This is a genomic window from Kribbella shirazensis, from assembly GCF_011761605.1.
Lineage (GTDB): Bacteria > Actinomycetota > Actinomycetes > Propionibacteriales > Kribbellaceae > Kribbella > Kribbella shirazensis.
The window spans coordinates 1,253,925-1,276,063 of the sequence record NZ_JAASRO010000001.1; the positions used below are offsets into that span (position 1 = coordinate 1,253,925).

Sequence of the window (22,139 nt, forward strand, 5' to 3'; positions counted from 1 at the left end):
GTCAACTACGAGCTGGCACTGCCCGACGGGCGCATCCTGTACACGCGGATCAGTCACCCCGTTGATCGCACGGACTACGGGCCCTCCATCTGGTCCCACATCCTCCGCGACCAGTTGGATGTCACCGCCGAGGAGTTCTGGGCGTGTGTCGAGCACAAGGTGCTCCCGGATCGGCAGGCGCCGGAGACTCCGACTGAGGCGATTCCCGCCGGCGTTGTCAGGACCCTTGTGGCCGAGGCTCACATCCCGGAAGCCGACGTACGTGCGATGACGAAGGCCGAGGCTGTGCAGCGACTCGCCGACTTCTATACGACCGGCCGATAGGAAGCCGCGCCGACGGCGCTGCCTGGTTCGGGGTCGGACGTGCGTTGGTGGTCGATGATGCGGTAGGCGAGGAAGCCGAGGGCGGTCAGGGAGATCAGCGCCAGGACGACGATGAGCGTGATGATCAGGCCGGCTCGGCTCTTGCGGGGCGGCTGGCCGTAGCTCGGGGCTGAGTTGTAGGGCGGTCGGGTGCTCACGGGGGAATTGTGGCAGTGGGATCAGCTCAAGCGGTGTTCCTTGAGCCAGGTAGTGGCACGGCGGTTGCTGGCGCGGGAGAGCCAGGCGTCCTGGATGATTTCGGCCAGCTCCTGACGGGAGAGTTCGCCGAGTTGGCTCGCGCGGACGAGGACCGAGGGGTGGCCGTCGAAGTGCGGTGTGGTGAAGAACGGGTTCGCGTCGTCGGAGACCAGTGCGAGCTTCTCGTCCTCGGACTCGACCCAGATCATGATCACGTCGTCGTACTTCTCCCCGGTGACCGGATCCACCGCGTCCGGACGCGGCGTCCGGAAGAACACGAACGACTTCCCGCCGACCTGGTACACCGGCCGGTCCGTCCCGTCGTCACGCTCCCACTTGGTGACATGCGGCATCCCCGACGCGATCTCGTGCACGTCCGCCACCCGGGCTTTCCTCGCGGCCATGAGCCCGAGTGTAGGCAGCGGACCGGCATCAGCCGGCGGGGAGCCAGATGGTGAAGGTGGAGCCGGTGCCGGGGTTGCTGGTGACGGTGATGTGGCCTTGGTGGGCTTCCACCAGGTGTTTGGTGATGGCCAGGCCCAGGCCGCTGCCGCCGGTGGTGCGGGTGCGGGAGACGTCGGCGCGGTAGAAGCGGTCGAACAGGTGCGGGAGGTGCTCGGCCGCGATCCCCATGCCGTTGTCGGTGACGGTCAGGTTGTAGCCGTTGTCCACGCGTTGTACGCCGACCAGCACCTGGCCGCCTCGTGGTGTGTACCGGATGGCGTTCGCGACCAGGTTGCCCAGAGCTTGACGAATGCGGGCGCTGTCCACGACTGCTGGTGAGGGCACGGCAGCTGTGCATGTGAGGGTGATCGAAGCCGCTTCAGCAGCCGGCCGGTGGGCTGATACGACCTGCTGTGCTACCTCGGACAAGTCTCGCTCACCGGGGTGCAGTCGCAGCATGCCGGCGTCCGCGAGCGCCAGGTCCTGCAGGTCGGCGACCAGGTGCTCGAGCAGACCGGTCTCCTCCAGGAGCGAACTCACCAGCTCACGATCGAGCGGCACCACGCCGTCCTCCGACGCGACCAGGTAGCCCTTGATGTTCGCCAGCGGCGTCCGTAGTTCGTGGGCGACGTCGCTGACCATCGCCTTGCGCTGGAAGTCGTGCCGCTGGATCGACTCGGCCATGTCGTTGAACGCATGCCCCAGCCGCGCCACCTCGTCCTTCCCGCTCACCGGTACGCGCGCCGCGTGGTCGCCGTTCCGCATCCGCTGCGCCGCACCGGTCAGCGCGACGATCGGCCGGACCAGCCGGCGTCCGGCGAAGATCATCACCAGCGCCGCGATCAGCAACACCCCGAGCGCGGTCGCAGCCGTCCGCAACAGTCCCTCGCCGGAGAACACGTCGAACGTGCTCTTCGCCCCGAGGTACAGCTTCGCGGGCGGAGCGACGTACGGCGTGAGCGCCGCCACCCGGGCCTGGTTGGCGCAGTCGACGAAGGTGTCGCTCCACTCGTCCTTGGTCTTCGGCTCGATGGCCTTCAGGCCGTCGAAGTCGTTGACTGTGTAGGTGAGCCCGGCGGTGTCGAGACACGTCATCGCCCGCTGGATCTCGTCCTCGTTGACGATCTTGGCCTTCGCGCTGGGTGCGTTCAGGCCTGGCGGCATGCACTCGTCGTTGGCCTGCGTTCCGGGCTTCTCCAGCGTCTGGACACCGGTCGGGGACTGCGTGGTCTCGAGCATCACCTGCGGGGCACTCCCGGCGGACTGCTTGACGCTCGCGGTCTTGCCCTTCGCCGCGTAGCAGTCGACCGCCTGCTGGGCCAGCTTCTCGCGTTCCTTCCGCTCCTCCTCGGTCATTCCCCAGTCGGGATAGATCACGAACGGCGGCGCCACCGCCGCGGTCGAGACGAAGCCGCCGGCGGCGACGGTCTTGCGGGCCGAGAACACGGCCAGCGACCCGGCGGCCTTCGGCACGCCGTCGCTGCGGGCGTCGATGGTTGCCGCCGGCACCGAGGGAAGCTCCGGCGCGGCGCCGAGCATCCGGGCCGAGTCCGCGATCACCGAGCCGTTCTCGGTGGTGACCGCGACCCGCCGGCCGAGCCGGTCGGCGAGCTCGTGCACCAGTTTGTCCACCCCCGACCAGGTCGGATGGTCCGAGGCGTACTTCGCCAGCTCGCCGTAGATCTGGCCGTCGACGCGCAACTGTCCCGTGTTCGCGTCGATCTCGCCCTGCAGCTTCTCCGACGTGCTGTACGTCGCGATCACCGCCGTGGCGATCACCGCGCCGAGCGCGACCGCGAGCGACAACGCGAGAAAGCGGACCAGCACGCTACGACGCATGGGACGCCACCTTGTCCGCGAGTTTGTACCCCACGCCGTACACGGTCCTCAGGTACGCCGGTACGCCGGGCGACGGCTCCATCTTCTTCCGCAGATTCATCACGTGGACGTCGACGGTCCGGTCGAACACGTAGTGGTCGAAGCCGAACGCGTGCTCGAGCAACTGCTGCCGCGAGAACGCCCGTCCCGGCGAGGCCGCCAGGCAGGCGAGGATCTTGAACTCGGCCGGCGTCAGCTCGATCAGCTTCCCGCCCAGCCGGACCTCGTGCCGGCCCGGATCGATCTCCAGTTCGCCGACGCGGTACACCTCGCCCTCGGCCCGGCTGCGCGTACGCCGCAGTACCGTCCGGACCCGCGCCACCAGTTCGCGCGGGTTGTACGGCTTGGTGAGGTAGTCGTCCGCGCCGAGGTCGAGGCCGAGCAGCAGGTCGTCCTCGGTGGAGCGGGCCGTCAGCATGATGATCGGCACATCCGTACCGTTCGAGGAGTCCGCCCGCAGCACGCGGCAGACGTCCAGACCGTCGACCTTCGGCATCATCACGTCGAGTACCAGCAGGTCCGGGCTGAGCCGGCGGGCCTCGTCGATCGCCTCCCGCCCGTCGTGCACGACGACGGTCAGGTGGCCCTCCCGCTCGAGGTACCGCCGGATGAGCTCCGCCTGTTTGAGGTCGTCTTCAGCGACCAGGATCCGCGCCGGCATAGTCTTCAATGTCGCCGAAGTAGATGAGAATCCTGTGAAGATCCGCTGAGAGCATCGGGTGCAAACCGGTCCTTCACAGGTTCTTCACCGCCCCGGCGGCACGCTCCAGCACCATGAAGACCTCGAGAACAGCACTCGCCCTGGTGGCGGTCCTGGCGCTGGCCGCCTGCGGGAACGACAAGGCCCCGGTCGCGTCCGGGGATCAGAACAGCGACAAGAGCCCGCTCGCGGAGTACATGGGCGAAGGTTTCGTCAGCTCGTCCGGCGGTGGTGGGTTCAGGGTCGCGATGCGCGCCGGCGGTCCGCAGCAGCCGTCCGAGGAGGAGCTGGCCAAGCAGCGCAAGGTCGAGGACGCCACCGCGGCCTGTATGCAGACGGCCGGTTTCGAGTACGTCGCCGTACCGCCGGAACAGAACGCGAAGAGCAAGTTCGCCGACGCGTTCAACCTGCCGCCGGACAAGTTCGCCGAGCAGTACGGGTACGGAATCAGCACGATCGACTGGTCCAAGGCCGGAGAAGACGACTCGAACCCGAACACCAAGATCCGCAACGCGCTCTCCCCGACGGCACAGAAGGCCTACGACAAGGCGCTCAACGGGCCGAACGCGACCGGCAACGGCGCCATCGTGGTCCAGGGTGAGGGCGACGGTCCGAGCACGAGCGGGGAGGCGGACCTCGGCTGCCGGGGCAAGGCGGTCAAGGAGGTGTACGGCGCGGACCGGAAGACGGACTTCAAGAAGTTCGACAGCCTTTTCAAGGACATCCAGGCGCTGCAGAAGCGGATCGACACCGACCAGCGCGTGGTGGACGCGACCACTGCCTGGACCGACTGCATGGCCGACGCCGGGCACGCCGGACTCAAGAAGGTCGACGATCCGCGCGAGCAGATCCAGAAGAAGCTGGACGAGCTGACCGGCGCCACGCCGCCGTCCAAGAACGGCCCGACCAAGACGGTCACCGGCCCGCCGTCGTTCGACAAGGTCGACTCGGCGAAGCTGTCCGAGCTGCGCAAGTCCGAGATCGATCTCGCCGTGGCGGACCAGAAGTGCAAGGCCAAGGGGTACGACGAGGCGTACAAGAAGGTCCAGTACGAGGCCGAGAAGGAGTTCGTCGACCAGCACAAGGCCGAGCTCGAGGCGTACCGCGACGAGATGGCGAACCGGTGAGCGCTTCGCCCAAGTCGCGCCGCCGCGTCCTGGTCGGGGTGTCCGCGGTCGCCACCGTCTCTCTCGGGATCGGGGTCGCCGCAGGCAGCCGGATCACCTCGCCGGAGGACGCGGCTGCGAAGACCGCACCGCCCAAGGCGTCCCAGATCACCGTGCCAGTGGCGAGGAAGGCGCTGTCGAGCAAGGTGGTCGGTCGTGGTGACGCGTCGTTCGACGGCGCAGTGAACATCCGCGTCGAGACCAGCGGGATCAAGACCGCGCCGATCGTCACCGGGAAGGTGCCGGCGGTCGGATCGACGCTCACCGAGGGCAAGGCACTGCTCGAGATCACCGGGCGACCGGTGATCGGGCTGGCCGGTGTCCTGCCGATGTACCGCACGCTGTCGCCGGGAAGCAAGGGACCGGACGTGCTGCAGCTGGAGCAGACGCTCGAGCGACTCGGGTACGACCCGGGGACCGTCGACGACGAGTACACGCTCGACACGTCGGCCGCGGTGGAGGAGTTGTACGAGAGCGCCGGTTACGAGGCCCCGGTCGCGGACGAGCAGTTCACGCAGGCAGTCGACCAGGCCAAGAAGCAGGTCGATGCGGCGAAGAAGCAACTCCGCCAAGCAGAGTCGCAACTGAAGGCAGCCAAGGACGCCAAGGCGAAGGACACCTCCGTGCAACAAGGGGCGGTGGACGACGCAGAGGAGAACCTGGCGGACGCCCAGGAAGCGCAGAACGAGGCCGAGTTCAAGGCCGGTACACCGTTGCCGGTGTCCGAAGTGGTGTACGTGAAGACGCTGCCGCGCCGCGTCGACGAGGTGAAGGTCGAGCGCGGCGGGACGGTGAACGGCGTCGTGATGTCGGCGAGCGGAGCGTCGCTGGTCGTCACGGTCAAGGTCGACGCGGAGACCGCGCAGCGCCTGAAGGCCGGGATGGCGGCGACCCTCGACCTCGGCGAGAGCGTGTCGGTCGCGGGGAAGGTCCGGCGGGTCACCAAGAACGGGAACCAGTACGACGTCGTGGTCGCCCCGAACGCGTTGACCGCGAGCCAGTTGGCCCTGCTACGAGACGCGAACGTCCGGGTGACGATCCCGGTGAAGAGCACCAGCGGCAAGGTTCTCGCCGTACCGGTGGCTGCCCTGTCGTCCGGGTCGGACGGTGCTTCGCGCGTCGAGGTGCTGCGGAACGGGAAGATCGAGCTGGTCCCGGTGACGGTCGGGCTGTCGGCGGACGGGTTCGCGCAGGTGACGCCGAAGGGCGACGCGAAGTTGTCCGAGGGCGATCAAGTGGTGGTGGGGCGATGAGTACCGCGGTCGCTCTGCCGGCGCCGGTCGTCGAGATGATCGGCGTACGGCGGTTCTTTCCCGGACCGCCCGAAGTACAGGCGATCAAGGGTGTCGACCTGACCATCGGGCAGGGGGAGTACCTGTCGATCGTCGGGCCGTCCGGGTCGGGGAAGTCGACGTTGCTGCACCTGCTCGGGTTGTTGGACAACCCAACGGGCGGGGTCTACCGGCTCGACGGCGTGGACACCATGAGCCTGCGTGAGCGACGACGCGCCGTACTGCGGGGGGAGCGGATCGGGTTCGTGTTCCAGTCGTTCCATCTCCTCGACCATCGGACCGTACTGGAGAACGTGGCGCTCTCGATGGTGTACGTCGGGGTGCCGCGGCGGCAGCGGATGGCGCGCGCCCGGGTCGCGCTGGAGCGGGTTGGACTGGCGCACCGGATGGAGTTCGCACCGACCACGCTGTCAGGTGGTGAACGCCAGCGGGTGGCGATCGCGCGGGCTCTCGTCGCGGAACCGAGCCTCCTGCTCGCGGACGAGCCGACCGGCAACCTGGACAGCGCGAACGCGGAGGCGATCCTGCAGGTGTTCGACGAACTGCACGCCGGGGGCATGACCTTGGCAGTCATCACCCACGACGACCACGTCAGCCGCCGCGCGCAACGCCAGGTCCGCATCGTCGACGGAACCCTCCAGTGGTAACCCAAGCAGGCCCCCCGGACCCGACCGGCGGGCCGTCCACCTCCCGGCGCGGCCTGCGCCGGGCGTCATCCGGTAAGACCCGGTCGCGCCTGAGGAGCCGGCCCGCTGTGCGGGATCTGCTCGACGAGGCGCTCGCGGGTGTCGCCGCCCGGCCGACCCGGCTGATCCTCACCACGCTCGGCACCGTGCTCGGAGTCGCCGCGCTGGTGGGGACGGTCGGACTCGGGCAGACGGCGGCGGGACAGATCACGCAGCGGTTCGACCTGGCCGCGGCCACGCGCGTCGTGGTGCAGCCCGAGGAGAAGGGCGGACAGGAAGGGGAAGCGGCGACGCAGTTGCCGTGGGACGCGCCGACGCGGATCGAGCGGCTCAACGGCGTGGAAGCGGCCGGCACGGTGAGCAGCCTGCAGATCGGCGACGACCTGGTCCAGAACGTCACCGGCCTGACCGGCGGTGCGGGGAAGGCGCTGCAGGTGATGGCCGGATCGGCCGGCCTCTGGGACGCGGTCCGCGCGGTGCTCACCACCGGCCGGTTCTTCGACGACGGCCACGACCAGCGCGCCGACAAGGTAGTTGTCCTCGGCAAGCATGCCGCCGAGCGGCTCGGTATCAACCGGGTGGACTCGCAGCCGGCCGTGTTCATCGGGGACGAGCCGTACACGGTGATCGGCATCCTGGACTCGGTCACCGGCCGGGCCGACCTGAACGACGCGGTGATCATGCCGAACGGCGCCGCGCGGCAGGCCTACGACCTGGAAGCGCCGGACGCGGTCGAGATCCGTACGGCGGTCGGCGCGGCCCAACTGATCGCAGAGCAGGCCCCGATCGCGATCGAGCCGAACAACCCCAGCACCCTGAACGTCGACGCTCCGCCCAAGCAGGGCGCCGTACGGAAGGGGGTCGAGTCCGACCTGAACGCGCTGTTCCTCCTGCTCGGAGCGGTCGCATTGCTCGTGGGCGGTCTGGGGATCGCGAACGTGACGCTGCTGTCGGTCCTCGAACGCATCTCGGAGATCGGCCTGCGCAGGGCGCTCGGCGCGGCGCGAAGACACATCGCGGTGCAATTCCTGGTCGAGAGCGTGATCGTCGGGTTCCTCGGCGGACTGCTCGGTACGGCGGTCGGCGTCATCCTGACCGTCAGCGTGTCCTGGATCCGCGACTGGACACCGATCCTCGACAACCGGCTCGCGTTCGGCTCACCCCTGCTGGGTGCGTTCATCGGTCTGGTCGCCGGCACGTACCCCGCCTGGAAGGCCTCCGCCATCCAGCCGATCACCGCGCTGCGCGGCACGTGAGTAGACCAGTGCGGTGATCGCGAAGCCGGCCACGATCAGCGCGAGGACCGGGTAGGACTTGCCGTTGTCGGGCAGGATCGCCGCGCCGAGTGCCGCCGCGGAGACCTGCCCGACGTTGAAGATCATGTCGTACAGCGAGAACACCCGGCCGCGGTACACGTCGTCAACACCCGTCTGCACGAGGGTGTCGACGCTGATCTTGATGCCCTGCGCGCAGATCCCCATGAGGAACCCGCCGATCACCAGCGCGGGCTGGGTGAAGAACCCGATCGGTACGGCGCTGACCACGGCCGCGCCGACGAACAGCCAGGTGATCCATTGCCGCAGCGACAGCACGCGGGTGCCCCACGGCGTCACCAGTGCGGCGACGAACAGCCCTGCCCCGACCGCGCCGGTCGCGATCGCGAGTCCACCGAACGCTTGATCCAGTTGTCCGGGACCGTAGAAGTAGTTGCGGTACAGCAGGATCATCGAGACCGTCATCAGCCCGAAGAAGAACCGCAGCGAGCCGATCGCGGCGAGCCCGAAGGCGGCCTGCTTGCGTTCGCGCAGGTGCCGACCGCCGTCGATCAGACCGGCCGCGATGCCGCGGAGCGCCTCGAGGATGCCGGGCTCGTCGCCGTTCAGGTCCGGTCCGAGCTGGTCGCGGCGCAGGCGGAGGGCGAGCAGGGCGGCGGCGGTGTAGATCACGACGGTCAGCCCGAGGACGACGAGATCCGAGTCGACGAGCAGCTTCACCCCGGCACCGATCCCGCCGCCGACCAGGAAGGACGCCGTACCGCTGGTCGGAGTGACCGCGTTGGCCATCACCAGCTCGTCGCGCTCCACCACGTGCGGGAGGCCGGCAGAGAGGCCGGACAGCAGGAAGCGGTTGACGCCGAGGGTCAGGAGTACGGCGAGGTAGAAGAGCGCACCCGCGTTGCCGGCCGCGACGATCGCGCCGACACCGACCACGAGCGCGGCGCGGGTCAGGTTCGCGCCGAAGAGGATCTGGCGGCGCGACCACCGGTCCAGGAGGACGCCCGTGAACGGTCCGAGGATCGAGTACGGCAGCAAGGACACCGCGAACAGTCCCGCGATCGCCGCGGCGTCCGGTGCCCGCTCCGGCGAGAACAGCACGTACGACGCCAGCGCGACCTGGAACACCCCGTCACCGCACTGCGAGGTGAGGCGCACCGCGAAGAGACGCCGGAAGTCGCGGCGGTGGAGGAGGGTGACGAGGTCGCGGATGAAGCGCACGTTGGCACTGTAGTTCGCGTACCGCCACGCAGGCAGAAGTGCCTGATCGGCCGCTTTCACGCGATACGGGTGTACTTCTGCCTGCGTGGAGGTACGCCGTCCGGTCAATCCTCTGTAAAGGCGGTTCCGGGGCGCGCCGGAGCTGGTGGCAGGAGCGCCCAGGCGCGGTAGTGTCGTGCTGCCGGTGTCACGGTCCGTTGTGCACCGGTTACCATGGTTCTTCGGTTCCGAACCGCAGCGCGGATGGGATTTTCATGGCTGAATCGCAGGATGCCGACGTCGACCCGGGAATGTACGAGCAGCTGAAGCTCGACCGGCCGCACGGCGCTCGGGTGTACGACTACTTCTTGGGCGGCAAGGACAACTTCGCCATCGACCGGCAGGCTGCCGAGCACCTGCTGCAGGCGTTCCCGGGCTTCCGTACCGCCGCCCTGTCGAACCGGATGTGGATGCACCGCGCGGCCCGGTACGCCGCCGAGCAGGGCATCACCCAGTTCCTCGACATCGGTACCGGGATCCCGACCAGCCCGAACCTGCACGAGGTCGTCCAGGAGATCGTCCCGTCGGCGCACGTGGTGTACGCCGACAACGACCCGATCGTGCTCGCGCACTCGCGTGCGCTGCTGGTCAGCAAGCCGGAAGGCCGGACGGCGTACCTCGAGGCCGACGTCATCGACCCGCAGGCGATCCTGCAGTCCGACGAGGTCAAGGAGCTGATCGACTTCAGCAAGCCGGTCGCGCTCAGCATCGTCGGCGTCTTCCACTACCTGCCGGACCACCTGAAGCCGTACGACCTGGTCCGCCAGCTGGTCGAGCCGCTCGCCCCGGGCTCGCTGCTGATCTTCTCGCACTGCACCCCGGACTTCGCGCCGGAGCTGTGGGAGCGGGCGATGGTGGTCTACAAGGCCGACGGCGGCGAGGCGCAGGTCCGCAGCAAGGAAGAGGTCACCCGGTTCTTCGAGGGCACCGAGCTCGTCGAGCCCGGCGTCGTGTCGCCGTTCCGGTGGTACCCCGACGAGGAGACCGAGCGGCTCGTCGAGAAGGGCGAGTTCACCGACATCATGTGCAGCCTGTGGGTGGGCGTCGGCCGCAAGCCGTAGCGCGCGATGGACCGTGGCGCCTACCCGCACCACCTGGCGATCACGCTGCGGTGGAAGGACAACGACGTCTACGGTCATGTCAACAACGTCGAGTACTACAGCTTCTTCGACACCGTGATCAACGACTTCCTGATCCGGTCGGGTGGACTCGACATCCACCGCGGCGACGTGATCGGGTTGTGCGTGGACTCGCAGTGCACGTTCAAGCAACCGCTCGAGTTTCCCGGCGTCGTGGACGCCGGGTTGCGGTGCGGTCAGCTGGGAAACTCCAGCGTGCGGTACGAGGTCGCCTTGTTCCGTGAGGATTCGGAGCAGCCGGCGGCTGTGGGCCGGTTCGTGCACGTGTTCGTCGGGCGTGCCGACCGGCGGCCGGTTCCGGTGCCCGAGCGGATCCGTGCGGCGCTGGAAGGGATCGCGCCATGATCGTCCGCGGCGCCGTACTGCGGGAGATGGGGTTGCCGGCGCCGTACGCCGAGTCTCGGCCGCTGCGCGTGGAAGAGGTGGAGCTGGCGCCGCCGGGGCCGGGGGAGTTGCTGGTCCGGATCCGGGCGGCCGGGCTGTGCCACTCGGACCTGTCGGTGATCGACGGTTCGCGCCCGCGGGTGATGCCGATGCTCCTTGGCCACGAGGCGACCGGCGAGGTCGTGGTGTCCAACGCGCCCGGCTTCGCGCCGGGCGACGTGATCGCATGCGCCTTCGTCCCCGCCTGCGGCACCTGCGCCCCCTGCACCGACGGCCGCCCCGCCCTCTGCGAACCAGCCGCCACCGCCAACACCGCCGGCACCCTCCTCTCCGGCACCCGCCGCCTCACCACCCCCACCCCCAACCAACCGCCCGACGCCACCCCCTCTCCCGGCACGGCCCCGGCTGCCAGTGGCTCACCGGCGTACGTTCACCACCATCTGGGTGTGTCTGGCTTTGCGGAGCATGCTGTGGTGTCGGCGCGTTCGGCGGTGAAGATGGACCCGGCTTTGCCGCCCGAGATCGCCGCACTGTTCGGGTGCGCGGTGATGACCGGCGTCGGCGCCGTGGTCAACACCGCACAGGTACGCGCCGGACGAAGTACCGCGATCTTCGGCCTCGGCGGCGTAGGCCTCTCAGCGCTCCTGGGCGCAGTACTCGTCGGCGCACACCCGATCGTCGCCGTGGACGTCGTGCCGTCGAAGCTCGCCCTGGCCCGCTCGCTGGGCGCCACCGCGGTGGTGGACGCGCGCGACGCCGACGCGGTCGAGCAGGTGCGAGACGCGACGGCGGGCGGAGCGGAGTACGCCTTCGAAACGGTCGGCAGCGCGAAGGTCCTCGAGCAGGCGTACGCCGCGACACACCGCGGCGGCACCACAGTCACCGTCGGTCTGCCGCATCCGTCGCAGTCGTTCAGCGTGCCCGCGGTCAGCCTGGTCGCGGAGGAGCGCAGGGTGTTGGGCTCGTACCTCGGCTCGTCGGTGCCGTCACGAGACATCCCGCGGTACGTCGCCCTGTACCAGGCCGGCCGATTGCCGGTCGACCGGCTGCTGACCGCGACCGTCGGGCTCGACGACCTCAACCAGGCCTTCGACGAGCTGGCCGCGGGTACGTCGATCCGTCAGGTGCTGCTGTTCTGAAGGTTCTCGGCGGCCTTCTGGAACGTCTGATCGTTCCGGTCGCGGGCCTCGTCTGTGTAGTTGTCGCCGAAGAAGTCGGCCGTGGCGACCGGCCGGATCTCCAGCAGTCCGGTCGTCTCGGGATCCCCGCCGGTGCGCGCGTCCGCCGCGAGGCACCGCCAGCCCCACTCCATCGCCTCCTCGCGGGACGCGACCTCGATCAGGCAGAACCCGGCGACCAGCTCTTTGGTCTCCGCGAACGGGCCGTCGACCACCCGGCGCTTCCCCTCGTCGAGCTGCATCCGGAAGCCGTGCGAGCTGGGCAGCAGCCCGTCGCCCGCGAGCAGGACGCCCTTCTCCGCCATCTCGGCCATCACCAGGCCCATCGCGGTCAGGCCCTGCTCGCTCGGCGGCTGCCCGGCCTCGGACTCCTCGCTCGCCTTGAACACCATCATGAAGCGCATCGGAAACCTCCAAGTCGGCCTTGAGTCCCGGCTCGAATTGATCCAGCGAGGGGGACCCTCCAGCAGGCTACAGTGCGTGCCCACGCCCAGAAGTTGAGTTTTCCGGAGTCCCTGAGGAGGACCCCAGTCATGCACACCCGCCCCCGCCGGATCGGTGCGCTCGCCGTTACCGGCGCTGTTGCTTTCGGAGCGCTCGCGGTCGTCGTCGGCAACCAGGCCGACGCCCAGCAGCCCGCTCCCGTCGCGATCGAGCAGGTACTCGGCCAGGAGTTGCCGGGCAAGACCGCGCTTGCCCGCGTCGAGTCCCGGCTCGCCGAGGTCGCCGAGCGGAACCAGATGTCCATCGACCACCTCCGCGAGACTCTCGCCACCGACAAGGCCGCGTGGCTCGATGACGGCGGCCGGCTGTTCTACCGTGAGCCGGTTGCCACCGCCACGGAGCAGGCGGCCGATGCCGCGGCCTCCCCGCGCTGGGCCACCACCGCGGTCACGTCCGCAACCGGACCGGCGTTCGAGTTACACAGCAAGCCCGGATCGAAACGAGTCATCTACCTCGACTTCACCGGTCACACGATCACCGGTACAGCGTGGAACACGAACGGCAAACCTTCGACGGTCACCGTCAAGCCGTACGACACCAACGGCAACACCAGTACCTGGAGTACTGCCGAACAGGACGTCATTCACGAGGTCTGGGCCCGCGTCGCCGAAGACTATGCGCCGTTCAATGTCGACGTGACCACGCAGCAGCCGACCGCTGCGGCGATCACCCGGTCCGATGCGTCGGACGCCTACTACGGCACGCGCGTACTGATCGACCCGGGGACCTGGTACCAGTCGGGCTGCGGGTGCGGCGGGGTCGCGTACGTCGGCGTGTACGACCAGACCAGCAGGCACGCGTACTACCAGCCGGCACTGGTGTTCACCAAGGGTGTCGGCACCGGCGCGAAGAACATCGCCGAGGTTGCGTCGCACGAGGCCGGGCACAACGTCGGGCTCAGCCACGACGGTACGGCGTCGGCCGGGTACTACCGGGGCCACGGCGCATGGGCGCCGATCATGGGCTCCGGCTACACCAAGGCGATCACCCAGTGGAGCAAGGGTGAGTACTCCGGGGCCAACAACAAGCAGAACGATTTCACTGTGATGGGCCAGAACGGCATGACGCTGCGGGCCGATGACTACGGCAACACCACCGCCACCGCCAAGGCGCTGACCCTCGGCACGAGTGTGCGGGGCATGTACGCCGCCGACTCCGATGTCGACGTGTTCCGCATCGATCTCAAGGCCGGCACCTTCAACTTCGCCGCGAACGCGGCCGCGATCGGTGCGAACCTCGACATCAAACTCCAGTTGCTGAACTCGGCGGGAACCGTCCTCGCCACTGCCAACCCGGCGTCCGGACAGTCGAGCGCGAGCACCCCGACCGGAATGAGCGCAAGCATCAACCGCCAGGTCGCGGCCGGCCGGTACTACCTGCGGGTCGTGAACACCGGGTACGGCAACCCGCTGAACACCGGCTACTCGACGTACGGCAGCGTCGGCAGGTACACCGTTCGCGTCACCGCGGGCTGACCACCCGAGCGAGCCGCCCGAGCCACCTGATCCACCTGGGGCCGTCGATCCCACCGAGACCGACGGCCCCGGGTCTGGGGGGACCCGCCCACCGGGGGGGACGTGAGGAGGAACCCGCAAAATGAACAGACTCCGCCGCACCAGCGCACTCGCGTGTGCTGGTGCTGTTGTTTTCGGCGGGCTGGCAGTCGGACTCGGCAGCCAGGCCAATGCGCAACCGACCCCCGTCGACCAGTTGTTGCCCCAACCGCTGGCCGGTGGTCAGGCACTCGGCAAGGTCCAGTCGCGGCTGGCTGAGGTCGCCGCGCACAACGGGCTGCCGACGGGCCAGTTGCAGCAGATCCTGGCGACCGACAAGACTGCCTGGCTCGATGCCGACAGCAAGCTGTTCTACCGCGAGCCTGGGCTTACGGCTGCGCAGAAGGCTCCCGAGGCGTCGCCCCGCTGGGCCAAGACTGCCGTTGCCGCCGCGACCGGTCCGGCGTTCGAGTTGCACAGCAAGCCGGGCTCGAACCGGGTGATCTACCTGGACTTCGACGGTCACACCATCACCGGTACTGCGTGGAACGCGTCGAAGGGCGTCGATCCGGTCAACGTGTCGGCGTACGACACCGACGGGAACACAAGCAACTGGAGCACCGCCGAGCAGGACGTCGTCCACGAGGTCTGGGCCCGGGTCGCGGAGGACTATGCCGCGTTCGACGTGGACGTGACGACGCAGGAGCCACCGCAGTCGGCGATCGACCGGTCGGGTGCGTCGGACGAGCAGTACGGGACGCGCGTACTGATCGATCCGGACACCTGGTACCAGTCCGGGTGCGGTTGCGGAGGCGTTGCGTACGTCGGTGTGTACAACAACTCCACCCGGCACGACTACTACCAGCCGGCGCTGGTGTTCACGAAGGGCGTCGGCACTGGTGCGAAGAACCTGGCCGAGGCGGCGTCGCACGAGGCCGGGCACAACGTCGGCCTGAGCCACGACGGCACGTCGTCGGTCGGGTACTACCAGGGCCACGGCGCGTGGGCGCCGATCATGGGCGTCGGGTACTACCGCGGCATCAGCCAGTGGAGCAAGGGCCAGTACGCCGACGCGAACAACCAGGAAGACGACTACGCGGTCGCCGGGTCGCACGGTCTCGGACTGCGGTCTGACGAAGCCGGGGACACTGTTGGCGATGCTGCTGCGCTGCCTGTCGGCACGCCGGCTTCTGGAGTCATCGCGGCCGAGAACGACACCGACGTGTACAGCGTCGACGTGAGTGCCGCAGGCAACTACACCGCGACGGCCGGCTCCGCGCCGTCCGGCGGCAACCTGGACATCAAGCTGGAGATGCTGAACAGCTCCGGCGCAGTCGTTGCCTCGAACGACCCAGCGTCCGGCCAGACCGACGCCGGGACGCCAACAGGGCTGGGCGCAAGTGTTAGCGGCACGCTGCAGCCGGGTAGGTACTACCTACGAATCGACAATGTCGGCTACGGCGACCCCTTGAACACCGGCTACTCGACTTACGGCAGCCGAGGCGCCTACACGCTAGGCATTTCCCCCTCCTGAACCCCTGTGGCTGGTCGCTCTCTGGCGGATCGACCAGCCACAGGCCTGGCCGGGGGCTAGAGGGCACGTTCGAGGGGCGTGGTCAGTGCTAGCGGCGTGACTTCGAGGCGGTTGAAGCGCCAGCCGTTGGGGGTACGGCGCGCCTGGTAGTGGTGGATGCCGGCGGCGATCGCCTCCGTCTTGTCGTCCAGGACGAAGACGGCGATGTCGTGTGCTCGCACCGTGGCGGTGTCGTTGTCGACCTCGATCACGAGGTTGGACTTGTTGTGCAGGGTGCCTGCGTAGTCGTCGTGACCTTTCCGCACCAGGGCGACGAGCGCCTCGATGCCCTTGGCCTCCCCGCGCAGCGACGTGACGACGACGTCCTCGGTGAACAGTTGGTCCGTCTCGTCGTACCGCTGCTCGTCGATCCACAGGCTGTGCCGGGCAACCAGGTCGGCCAGCTCGCTGCGGTCGATGAGCTTGCGGATCTCAGTCATGCCGTCTCCTCGGATTGTTAGTGCGACTAACGTTGGCTGTCCCAATGAATATAGATCGTTAGTCCGACTAACGCAACGGCGGTACGCTGAGCCCATGGAGGACGACCACGACCTGCGCTTCGACCGCGGGGACGAGACGCCTGAGCGGCTCAAGGCTCAGCTCTCGCGGCTCGTGGGGATGACGGCAGCCCAGGCCCACCGCGCCGCGGGCGACGCGCTCCGGGCCGTCGACGCCCATAAGGACCATTTCGTCGTACTGGCCGCCCTCGCCGAGTTCGGCCCTGCCAGCCAGTCGGCACTCGCCGGCCGCGCTCGCATCTACAAGAGCGACCTGGTTTCGGTCCTGAACGAACTGGCCGACGGCGGCTGGATCCGCCGTGCGCCCGACCGCGCCGACAAACGCCGCAACGTCATCACCATCACCTCAGCCGGCGAACGCCGCCTGACCGACCTGGACCGAATCCTGGAAGACGTCAACAACCAGGTCATGGCCCCGCTCACGCCCGCCGAACGCACCCAACTGTTGAACCTCCTGACCCGCGTCAACACTCATCTGGCCACCCCCAGCTCCAAACCGGGTAACGGGTCAGGTCGGGATGAGGTGGGTGGTGGCTAGTTGAGCCAGGGCGGCTGCGTTGTGGGGGAGAGCGGCGTCGTCGAAGCGGACAATGCTTGAGTGGTTGGATGGCGCCTCTTCTGCGGACACATCGTCGGGGCGGGCCCCGACCATTGCGAAAGTGCCTGGTACCTCGCGTAGCACCATCGAGAAGTCTTCAGCGCCCATCAGCGGGTTCTCCAGGTGCTGCACGCGGTCTGCGCCGAACAACGAGGTGAGGACTGCGGTGGTTTGCGCCGTACGGTCGGCGTCGTTGACAGTTACCGGGTACTGCGGGTTGAGGCGGGCGTCGACGGTGCAACCGTGAGCGGCGGCGATCCGCTCGGCCAGGGCCGGTAGGTCGTGGGTCAGCTGGTCGAGCATTGCGTCTGACAGCGTCCGCACGGTGGCGCCCAGGCGGGCCGTGTTCGGGATGACGTTGATCGCGAGGCCTGCTTCGAGTTGGGTCACGGTGATGACCACCGGGTCGAACACATTCACCCGCCGCGTCGCGTACGCCTGCAACGCGAGCACGATCTCGGCGACGACCGGCACGGGATCCACCGTGCGGTCGGGCATCGAGCCGTGCCCGCCCTTTCCGCGGACGGTGATGTGCAGCTGGTTCGAGCTTGCCATCGTCGTTCCGGGGCGCAGCTGGAAGGTGCCCTTCGGCGCCTGCGCCCAGACGTGCAGCGCGTACGCCGCGATCGGCTTGTCACCGGTGGCGTTCAGGAGACCTTCGCGGAGCATGTACCCGGCGCCGCCCAGTCCTTCCTCGCCGGGCTGGAACATGAAGATCACGTTCCCCTGCAGTTCCTCGCGGTGTGCGCTCAGCAACTGCGCCGCACCGACGAGGCCTGCTGTGTGTAGGTCGTGGCCGCAGGCATGCATGTTCCCGTTCTCCGCCGCATACTCGAGGCCTGTCTCCTCGACCACCGGCAGCGCGTCCATGTCTCCCCGCAGCAACACGGTCGGACCCGGGGCTGCGCCCCGCAGTACGGCCACCACGGATGTCACCTCGCGGCCGGTGGTGAGCTCCAACGGCAGCCCGGCCAGCGCATCCATCACCAGCTGCTGAGTCCGAGGCAACACAAGCCCCACCTCAGGCTCCCGGTGCAAGACCCGCCGCAGCTCCACCAGGCCGGCCGCAATCCCCAGACCCTCGCCCACCAGATCCACCACCACACCTCCAGCTAATCCACACAACAGTCACCCACGCGACCGTATCTCTTGCTGGCCGGCGGAGCGGGACGGGACTGCTGTCGGCGATCTGGTGAGTTCTGGGATGTTCTTGTGGATGGGGGTGCGGGTGGCGGTCAGCGTGGGGGACGTGGACGGGGTCGTCGGGGGTGCGAGGCCTGCAAAGGCGGTGTGGGTTGGGGTTGGGGTGATCGTGCGGTGGCTGGATTCGGCGGACAGGAGTTCGTGATCTACGTGGTCGAGCAGGGACTTGGCGGCGGCATGGGATTTGGTCGTGGCTAGGTCGGGGGCCAGGAGTTCATAGGCGTTGAGGTGGGTCAGGCCTGAGCGGAGTAGGGACTCCAGGCGGGCGTGGGTGTCGGCGTCTGGCGGCTCCAAGGTGGGGAGCTGGGTGGAGTTGTAGACGAGGTCGACAAGCATCGGGAATTGGCCGGCGGCGGTTTGGCGGTTCAGGTCGATCAGCACTTGGCCGGGTGGGAGGTCGTTGCGCGTTTCCAGGTAGGCGGTGAGGTCGCGGACGGCGGGGACCAAAGCGGGGTAGTAACCAGTGGAGCGGACCGAGTTGATGCCGGGGGCAACTTCGTCGATACCCAGGCGGTGGATGTAGGCGTCGAGATGGTCCTGCGCCCAGGCCTCCGTGACGCCTTCCTCCAGTTCGCGGCTGCCGGGTTTGACGAAGCCTTCGCGGGCTGCTTCCTGTGTCACACCGGACGGGCCGAGGAAATGGGCGTGCTCGTGGAGAAGTGTCGCCAGTGACTCGCGGTAGGCGACGAGGGTTGGGGTGGGTCGGCTCGCGCCGGCGTGTTCGTACATGTGCTGAAGAGGGGCGAGGATCGCTTCCTGATCGAGGTACAGCGTGCCGTCCCAGTGGGCGAGGCCGAGCATCGCGCTCGACGACGCGACGACCAGACCGTTCCACGCGGACTGGTCGGCGCCGGCGAGATCACGAGCCGTCTCCCCGCTGACGGCCAGCAGCTCCTCGAACGAGGTCGGGGTGAGTACTGCGGTGGTCACGAGCGCAGCGCGGTCGCCAGCCGGACCAGCGAGTCGGCCGTCCGTCGGTAGCGGGCTTCGTCCTGTGGGTCTTCGGCGTGGTCCGCGAGGCGGCCGAGTTCGGTGATCAGCCAGTCGGCGCGGGCCTGCCGCTCGGCGTGGGTCGAGCGAGGTGTCGTACCGGTCGAGTGCTCCATGGGTTGTCCTCCCGAGTCGTGAATTCGGCGGAGAACATACGGAGATCGGCCACCGTTTCGCGGAGGACTTCTGGAACTGTGGATAACTAGAAGAGCGTGGGCGGCTCGGCCTCGACGGGCTCGGGGAGCGGCGGGAGGGTGGGGACGGCGGCCGCGACGGTCGTGTGGAAGCGGCGGGCGAGGTTGAGGGCCTCGGCGTTGTCCGGGGTGTGCAGGAAGATCGTCGGCGAGCGGCCTTCGGACAGCCAGGTGGTGACGAGGTCGACGAGGTAGCCCCAGCCGTCGACGGTCTCGGCCACCGAGTCACGGCCGATGTAACGGACGATCGGATGACCGGTGAGCGCGCGGGTCCGGCGGGCGACCCGCGGCTTCTTCATCCACGCGTCCCGCTCCGCGAAGCTGGTCGGGCGCCGGGCGAACAACGTGCCGGTGTCGAACGGGATCCACTCCGCGTCCGACCGCGCCAGCACTCGTTCGAGGTTCGTCGCGGCGCGGGGATCGTCGAAGAAGGCGGGATGGCGGACCTCCACGGCGTACCGATGGTCGCCGGGCGCCTTGTGCAGGAACGCGGCGAGGGCGCCGAGGTCGGTGGGGGAGAACGCGGCCGGGAGCTGGATCCAGACCGCGTGGTTGCGCGGGCCGAGCGGTTCGATCGCGCTCAGGAACGCACGCAGTTCGGCGTCGACGTTGGTGAGCCGGCGTTCGTGGGTGATCAGCTGCGGGAGCTTCACCACGAACCGCAAGTCGGGCGGCGTCTGCGCAGCCCAGTTCGCGACGGCTGAGGGGGACGGCGTGGCGTAGAAGGTGGTGTTGCTCTCGACGGCGTTGCACCACGAGGCGTACGACCGCAACTTGTCCCGCGAAGGCTGCCCCCACGCGGCATGAGTCCACTGCGCACAACCGACGTTCAGCATGCTCACACCGGTCGTACGTACTGACGGCAGACGTGCACACGGGAGAAGCGCTCGCGCATCCCAGCCTCGGCCGAGATCGGAGCATGCATGAAGGCGGACACGATGTCGTTCACCCCGTCCGGTGTCTCGAAACCGTCGGCGCCGTCCTGCGAGGACTTGTAGACATGGAGATAACGGTAGTTCTCGGTGAACCCCGAACGCCGGTACCAGTCGTTCGCCGCCGCGTCCCCCCGCGTCCACGCGTCCAGCACGTCGTAGTACTCGGTGTCGAAGAAGCTCAGCAGGCGGCAGCGCAGCCAACTGGCAACGTCGGTGGTGCGGTAGTCACGGATCTCGGTCATTCGCCCGACATGATGACACGCCGCCCCGGTCAGCCGGGGCGGCGTGTTTCACCTGTGGAAAACGTCAGCGCTCGATCTCGCCGCGGATGAACTTCTCGACGAGGTCGCGGCAGACGTCGTCGGCGTACTGCTCCGGCGGCGACTTCATGAAGTACGACGACGCGGACAGGATCGGGCCGCCGATGCCGCGGTCCTTGGCGATCTTCGCGGCGCGGATGGCGTCGATGATGATGCCGGCCGAGTTCGGCGAGTCCCAGACCTCGAGCTTGTACTCCAGCGACAGCGGTACGTCGCCGAAGTTGCGGCCCTCGAGCCGGATGAACGCCCACTTGCGGTCGTCCAGCCAGGCCACGTAGTCCGACGGGCCGATGTGCACGTTGCGGTCCTCGATCTCCTCGCGCAGCTGCGAGGTGACCGACTGGGTCTTGCTGATCTTCTTGGACTCCAGGCGCTCCCGCTCGAGCATGTTCTTGAAGTCCATGTTGCCGCCGACGTTCAGCTGGTACGTGCGGTCCACGGTCACGCCGCGGTCCTCGAACAGCTTGGTCAGCACCCGGTGCGTGATGGTCGCGCCGATCTGCGACTTGATGTCGTCGCCGACGATCGGCAGGCCGGCCGCGGTGAACTTGTCCGCCCACTCCTTGGTGCCGGCGATGAACACCGGCAGCGCGTTCACGAACGCGACGCCCGCGTCGATCGCGCACTGCGCGTAGAACTTGGCCGCCTGCTCCGAACCCACCGGCAGGTAGCACACCAGGACGTCGACGGCCGCCTCGCGCAGCGTCGCCACCACGTCGACCGGGTCGGCGTCGGACTCGGTGATGGTCTCCCGGTAGTACTTGCCGAGGCCGTCGAGAGTGTGACCGCGCTGCACCGTCACGCCGGTCGGCGGTACGTCGCAGATCTTGATCGTGTTGTTCTCGCTGGCGCCGATCGCGTCCGCGAGGTCCAGGCCGACCTTCTTGCCGTCGACGTCGAACGCGGCCACGAACTCCACGTCGCGGACGTGGTAGTCGCCGAACACGACGTGCATCAGACCGGGGACGCGCTCGTCGGGCTTGGCGTCGCGGTAGTAGTGCACGCCCTGGACGAGCGAGCTTGCGCAGTTGCCGACGCCGACGATCGCCACGCGGATCGAGGTCATCTGGAATCTCCTTGGGTTGGCGGATGGTGCTGGTCAGGGGGCCGCTGTTGCCGCCGCTCGCCGTCGATCAGCTCGTTCAGCCAGCGGACCTCGCGCTCGGCCGACTCCAGGCCGTGCCGTTGCAGCTCGAGGGTGTAGGCATCGACCCGCTCCGCCGTCCGGCTCATCGCCGCCCGGAAGTTGGCCAGCCGCTCCTCCATCCGGGCCTTGCGGCCCTCGAGGATGCGCAACCGGGTGGCCGGATCGGTCCGGCCGAAGAACGAGAAGCGGACGCCGAACGTGTCGTCCTCCCAGGCCGACGGACCGGCTTCGTGCATCGCGTGCGCGAAGTAGTCCTTGCCGTCGGCCGTGATCGTGTACACGATCTTGGGCCGCCGGCCCGACTCCGGCGTCCCGGGGTCGGCCGTGATCAGCCCGTTGCGGAGCATCGCCTTCAGGCACGGGTAGAGCGAACCGAACGACAGCACGCGTCCCCAGCCGAACTGGGCGTTGACGCGCTTGCGGAGCTCGTAACCGTGCATCGGCGCTTCGTGCAGCAGACCGAGTACGGCGAGCTCCAGGACCCCACTGCGGTTTCCCATGAGCCACCTCCCTCGGTCCAGTTTGTCATGACCTGATGTATCGGTTCGATACATCGTGCCGCCACTGTAAGCAGAGTGGAGACCTGTGGACAACTCTTGACAAACCCGAGCTTTGTCACCTCGATCGCCCGGCGCGCCCAGAAACCTGTTACGTCAGCCGCCGATCTGCGTTAATCGAATGACACCCAGAGTCGCAGCCCGG

Annotated in this window: 25 protein-coding genes; 11 read left to right on the forward strand and 14 right to left on the reverse strand. The window is 68.2% G+C overall.

What is annotated here, in order from left to right:
• Nucleotides 1–114: 114 nt before the first annotated feature.
• Nucleotides 115–324: a hypothetical protein gene (locus BJY22_RS40975; RefSeq protein WP_202891011.1), complete on the forward strand. Its 210-nt coding sequence runs from the start codon at nucleotides 115–117 to the stop codon at nucleotides 322–324.
• Here the strand turns inward: BJY22_RS40975 and BJY22_RS06110 are convergent.
• Genes BJY22_RS06110 through BJY22_RS06125 form a run of 4 tightly spaced genes read right to left on the reverse strand, consistent with a single transcriptional unit; the run spans nucleotide 306 to nucleotide 3,544 of the window.
• Nucleotides 306–521 carry a hypothetical protein gene (locus tag BJY22_RS06110; protein WP_167204268.1) on the reverse strand — a complete coding sequence of 72 codons (216 nt, stop codon included), beginning with the start codon at nucleotides 519–521 and terminating at the stop codon, nucleotides 306–308. The genes BJY22_RS40975 and BJY22_RS06110 overlap by 19 nt on opposite strands.
• Before the next feature lie 21 nt (nucleotides 522–542).
• The gene (locus BJY22_RS06115) at nucleotides 543–965 is read right to left on the reverse strand and encodes an MmcQ/YjbR family DNA-binding protein (protein ID WP_167204270.1); all 423 of its coding nucleotides are present in this window, start codon (nucleotides 963–965) and stop codon (nucleotides 543–545) included.
• 28 nt (nucleotides 966–993) lie between these two features.
• Nucleotides 994–2,844, reverse strand: a complete 1,851-nt coding sequence (locus BJY22_RS06120) for a sensor histidine kinase (RefSeq protein ID WP_167204272.1) — start codon at nucleotides 2,842–2,844, stop codon at nucleotides 994–996.
• Entirely contained in the window at nucleotides 2,834–3,544 is a 711-nt protein-coding gene (locus BJY22_RS06125) for a response regulator transcription factor (protein ID WP_167204274.1), read from the reverse strand. Before BJY22_RS06125 ends, BJY22_RS06120 begins: the two co-directional genes overlap by 11 nt.
• Before the next feature lie 113 nt (nucleotides 3,545–3,657).
• Between BJY22_RS06125 and BJY22_RS06130 the strand changes: the two genes are divergently transcribed.
• The 4 genes from BJY22_RS06130 (at nucleotide 3,658) to BJY22_RS06145 (ending at nucleotide 7,983) form a co-directional block, all read left to right on the forward strand.
• A complete protein-coding gene (locus tag BJY22_RS06130) occupies nucleotides 3,658–4,710 on the forward strand; it encodes a hypothetical protein (protein WP_167204276.1) in 1,053 nt (350 codons plus the stop codon).
• Nucleotides 4,707–6,002, forward strand: coding sequence for a peptidoglycan-binding protein (locus BJY22_RS06135; RefSeq protein WP_167204278.1), 1,296 nt, complete (start codon nucleotides 4,707–4,709; stop codon nucleotides 6,000–6,002). The genes BJY22_RS06130 and BJY22_RS06135 overlap by 4 nt, the downstream gene beginning before the upstream one ends.
• Nucleotides 5,999–6,688 carry an ABC transporter ATP-binding protein gene (locus BJY22_RS06140; protein ID WP_167204280.1) on the forward strand — a complete coding sequence of 230 codons (690 nt, stop codon included), beginning with the start codon at nucleotides 5,999–6,001 and terminating at the stop codon, nucleotides 6,686–6,688. The genes BJY22_RS06135 and BJY22_RS06140 overlap by 4 nt, the downstream gene beginning before the upstream one ends.
• Before the next feature lie 107 nt (nucleotides 6,689–6,795).
• Nucleotides 6,796–7,983, forward strand: a complete 1,188-nt coding sequence (locus BJY22_RS06145; RefSeq protein ID WP_337758265.1) for an ABC transporter permease — start codon at nucleotides 6,796–6,798, stop codon at nucleotides 7,981–7,983.
• On the opposite strand, the gene BJY22_RS06150 is transcribed toward BJY22_RS06145, so the two are convergent.
• The gene (locus tag BJY22_RS06150; protein ID WP_167204282.1) at nucleotides 7,885–9,222 is read right to left on the reverse strand and encodes an MFS transporter; all 1,338 of its coding nucleotides are present in this window, start codon (nucleotides 9,220–9,222) and stop codon (nucleotides 7,885–7,887) included. The genes BJY22_RS06145 and BJY22_RS06150 overlap by 99 nt on opposite strands.
• Before the next feature lie 254 nt (nucleotides 9,223–9,476).
• Here BJY22_RS06150 and BJY22_RS06155 point away from each other — a divergent pair, with 254 nt between their 5' ends.
• The 3 genes from BJY22_RS06155 to BJY22_RS06165 are packed head-to-tail and all read left to right on the forward strand — an operon-like array spanning nucleotide 9,477 to nucleotide 11,923.
• The gene (locus BJY22_RS06155; RefSeq protein WP_238350297.1) at nucleotides 9,477–10,322 is read left to right on the forward strand and encodes an SAM-dependent methyltransferase; all 846 of its coding nucleotides are present in this window, start codon (nucleotides 9,477–9,479) and stop codon (nucleotides 10,320–10,322) included.
• A gap of 6 nt (nucleotides 10,323–10,328) precedes the next feature.
• Nucleotides 10,329–10,745: an acyl-CoA thioesterase gene (locus tag BJY22_RS06160; RefSeq protein ID WP_167204284.1), complete on the forward strand. Its 417-nt coding sequence runs from the start codon at nucleotides 10,329–10,331 to the stop codon at nucleotides 10,743–10,745.
• Entirely contained in the window at nucleotides 10,742–11,923 is a 1,182-nt protein-coding gene (locus BJY22_RS06165; protein WP_167204286.1) for a zinc-dependent alcohol dehydrogenase family protein, read from the forward strand. Before BJY22_RS06160 ends, BJY22_RS06165 begins: the two co-directional genes overlap by 4 nt.
• Here the strand turns inward: BJY22_RS06165 and BJY22_RS06170 are convergent.
• Entirely contained in the window at nucleotides 11,905–12,366 is a 462-nt protein-coding gene (locus tag BJY22_RS06170; RefSeq protein ID WP_167204288.1) for a YciI family protein, read from the reverse strand. The two genes, BJY22_RS06165 and BJY22_RS06170, sit on opposite strands and share 19 nt — an antisense overlap.
• Before the next feature lie 129 nt (nucleotides 12,367–12,495).
• On the opposite strand from BJY22_RS06170, the gene BJY22_RS06175 reads away from it, so the two are divergent.
• Both BJY22_RS06175 and BJY22_RS06180 read left to right on the forward strand, forming a co-directional pair.
• Nucleotides 12,496–13,941 (forward strand): pre-peptidase C-terminal domain-containing protein, encoded by a 1,446-nt coding sequence (locus BJY22_RS06175; RefSeq protein WP_167204289.1) that lies wholly within the window; start codon nucleotides 12,496–12,498, stop codon nucleotides 13,939–13,941.
• Between the two features lie 121 nt (nucleotides 13,942–14,062).
• Nucleotides 14,063–15,493 (forward strand): pre-peptidase C-terminal domain-containing protein, encoded by a 1,431-nt coding sequence (locus BJY22_RS06180; protein ID WP_167204291.1) that lies wholly within the window; start codon nucleotides 14,063–14,065, stop codon nucleotides 15,491–15,493.
• 56 nt (nucleotides 15,494–15,549) lie between these two features.
• Here the strand turns inward: BJY22_RS06180 and BJY22_RS06185 are convergent, their stop codons facing one another.
• A complete protein-coding gene (locus BJY22_RS06185) occupies nucleotides 15,550–15,972 on the reverse strand; it encodes a nuclear transport factor 2 family protein (protein WP_167204293.1) in 423 nt (140 codons plus the stop codon).
• 94 nt (nucleotides 15,973–16,066) lie between these two features.
• Here BJY22_RS06185 and BJY22_RS06190 point away from each other — a divergent pair, with 94 nt between their 5' ends.
• Nucleotides 16,067–16,588, forward strand: a complete 522-nt coding sequence (locus BJY22_RS06190) for a MarR family winged helix-turn-helix transcriptional regulator (protein WP_167204295.1) — start codon at nucleotides 16,067–16,069, stop codon at nucleotides 16,586–16,588.
• On the opposite strand, the gene BJY22_RS06195 is transcribed toward BJY22_RS06190, so the two are convergent.
• The 7 genes from BJY22_RS06195 to BJY22_RS06225 form a co-directional block, all read right to left on the reverse strand.
• Nucleotides 16,559–17,752: a M20 metallopeptidase family protein gene (locus BJY22_RS06195; protein WP_337758267.1), complete on the reverse strand. Its 1,194-nt coding sequence runs from the start codon at nucleotides 17,750–17,752 to the stop codon at nucleotides 16,559–16,561. The genes BJY22_RS06190 and BJY22_RS06195 overlap by 30 nt on opposite strands.
• 24 nt (nucleotides 17,753–17,776) lie before the next feature.
• Nucleotides 17,777–18,781: a hypothetical protein gene (locus tag BJY22_RS06200; protein ID WP_167204299.1), complete on the reverse strand. Its 1,005-nt coding sequence runs from the start codon at nucleotides 18,779–18,781 to the stop codon at nucleotides 17,777–17,779.
• Nucleotides 18,778–18,957, reverse strand: coding sequence for a hypothetical protein (locus tag BJY22_RS06205; RefSeq protein ID WP_167204300.1), 180 nt, complete (start codon nucleotides 18,955–18,957; stop codon nucleotides 18,778–18,780). Before BJY22_RS06205 ends, BJY22_RS06200 begins: the two co-directional genes overlap by 4 nt.
• Before the next feature lie 86 nt (nucleotides 18,958–19,043).
• A complete protein-coding gene (locus tag BJY22_RS06210; RefSeq protein ID WP_167204302.1) occupies nucleotides 19,044–19,871 on the reverse strand; it encodes a DUF72 domain-containing protein in 828 nt (275 codons plus the stop codon).
• A 2-nt stretch (nucleotides 19,872–19,873) separates the two neighbouring features.
• Nucleotides 19,874–20,212, reverse strand: coding sequence for a hypothetical protein (locus BJY22_RS06215; protein WP_167204304.1), 339 nt, complete (start codon nucleotides 20,210–20,212; stop codon nucleotides 19,874–19,876).
• 64 nt (nucleotides 20,213–20,276) lie between these two features.
• Nucleotides 20,277–21,356: an inositol-3-phosphate synthase gene (locus tag BJY22_RS06220; protein WP_167204306.1), complete on the reverse strand. Its 1,080-nt coding sequence runs from the start codon at nucleotides 21,354–21,356 to the stop codon at nucleotides 20,277–20,279.
• Nucleotides 21,353–21,937, reverse strand: a complete 585-nt coding sequence (locus tag BJY22_RS06225) for a PadR family transcriptional regulator (protein WP_167204308.1) — start codon at nucleotides 21,935–21,937, stop codon at nucleotides 21,353–21,355. Before BJY22_RS06225 ends, BJY22_RS06220 begins: the two co-directional genes overlap by 4 nt.
• Nucleotides 21,938–22,139: the final 202 nt, after the last annotated feature.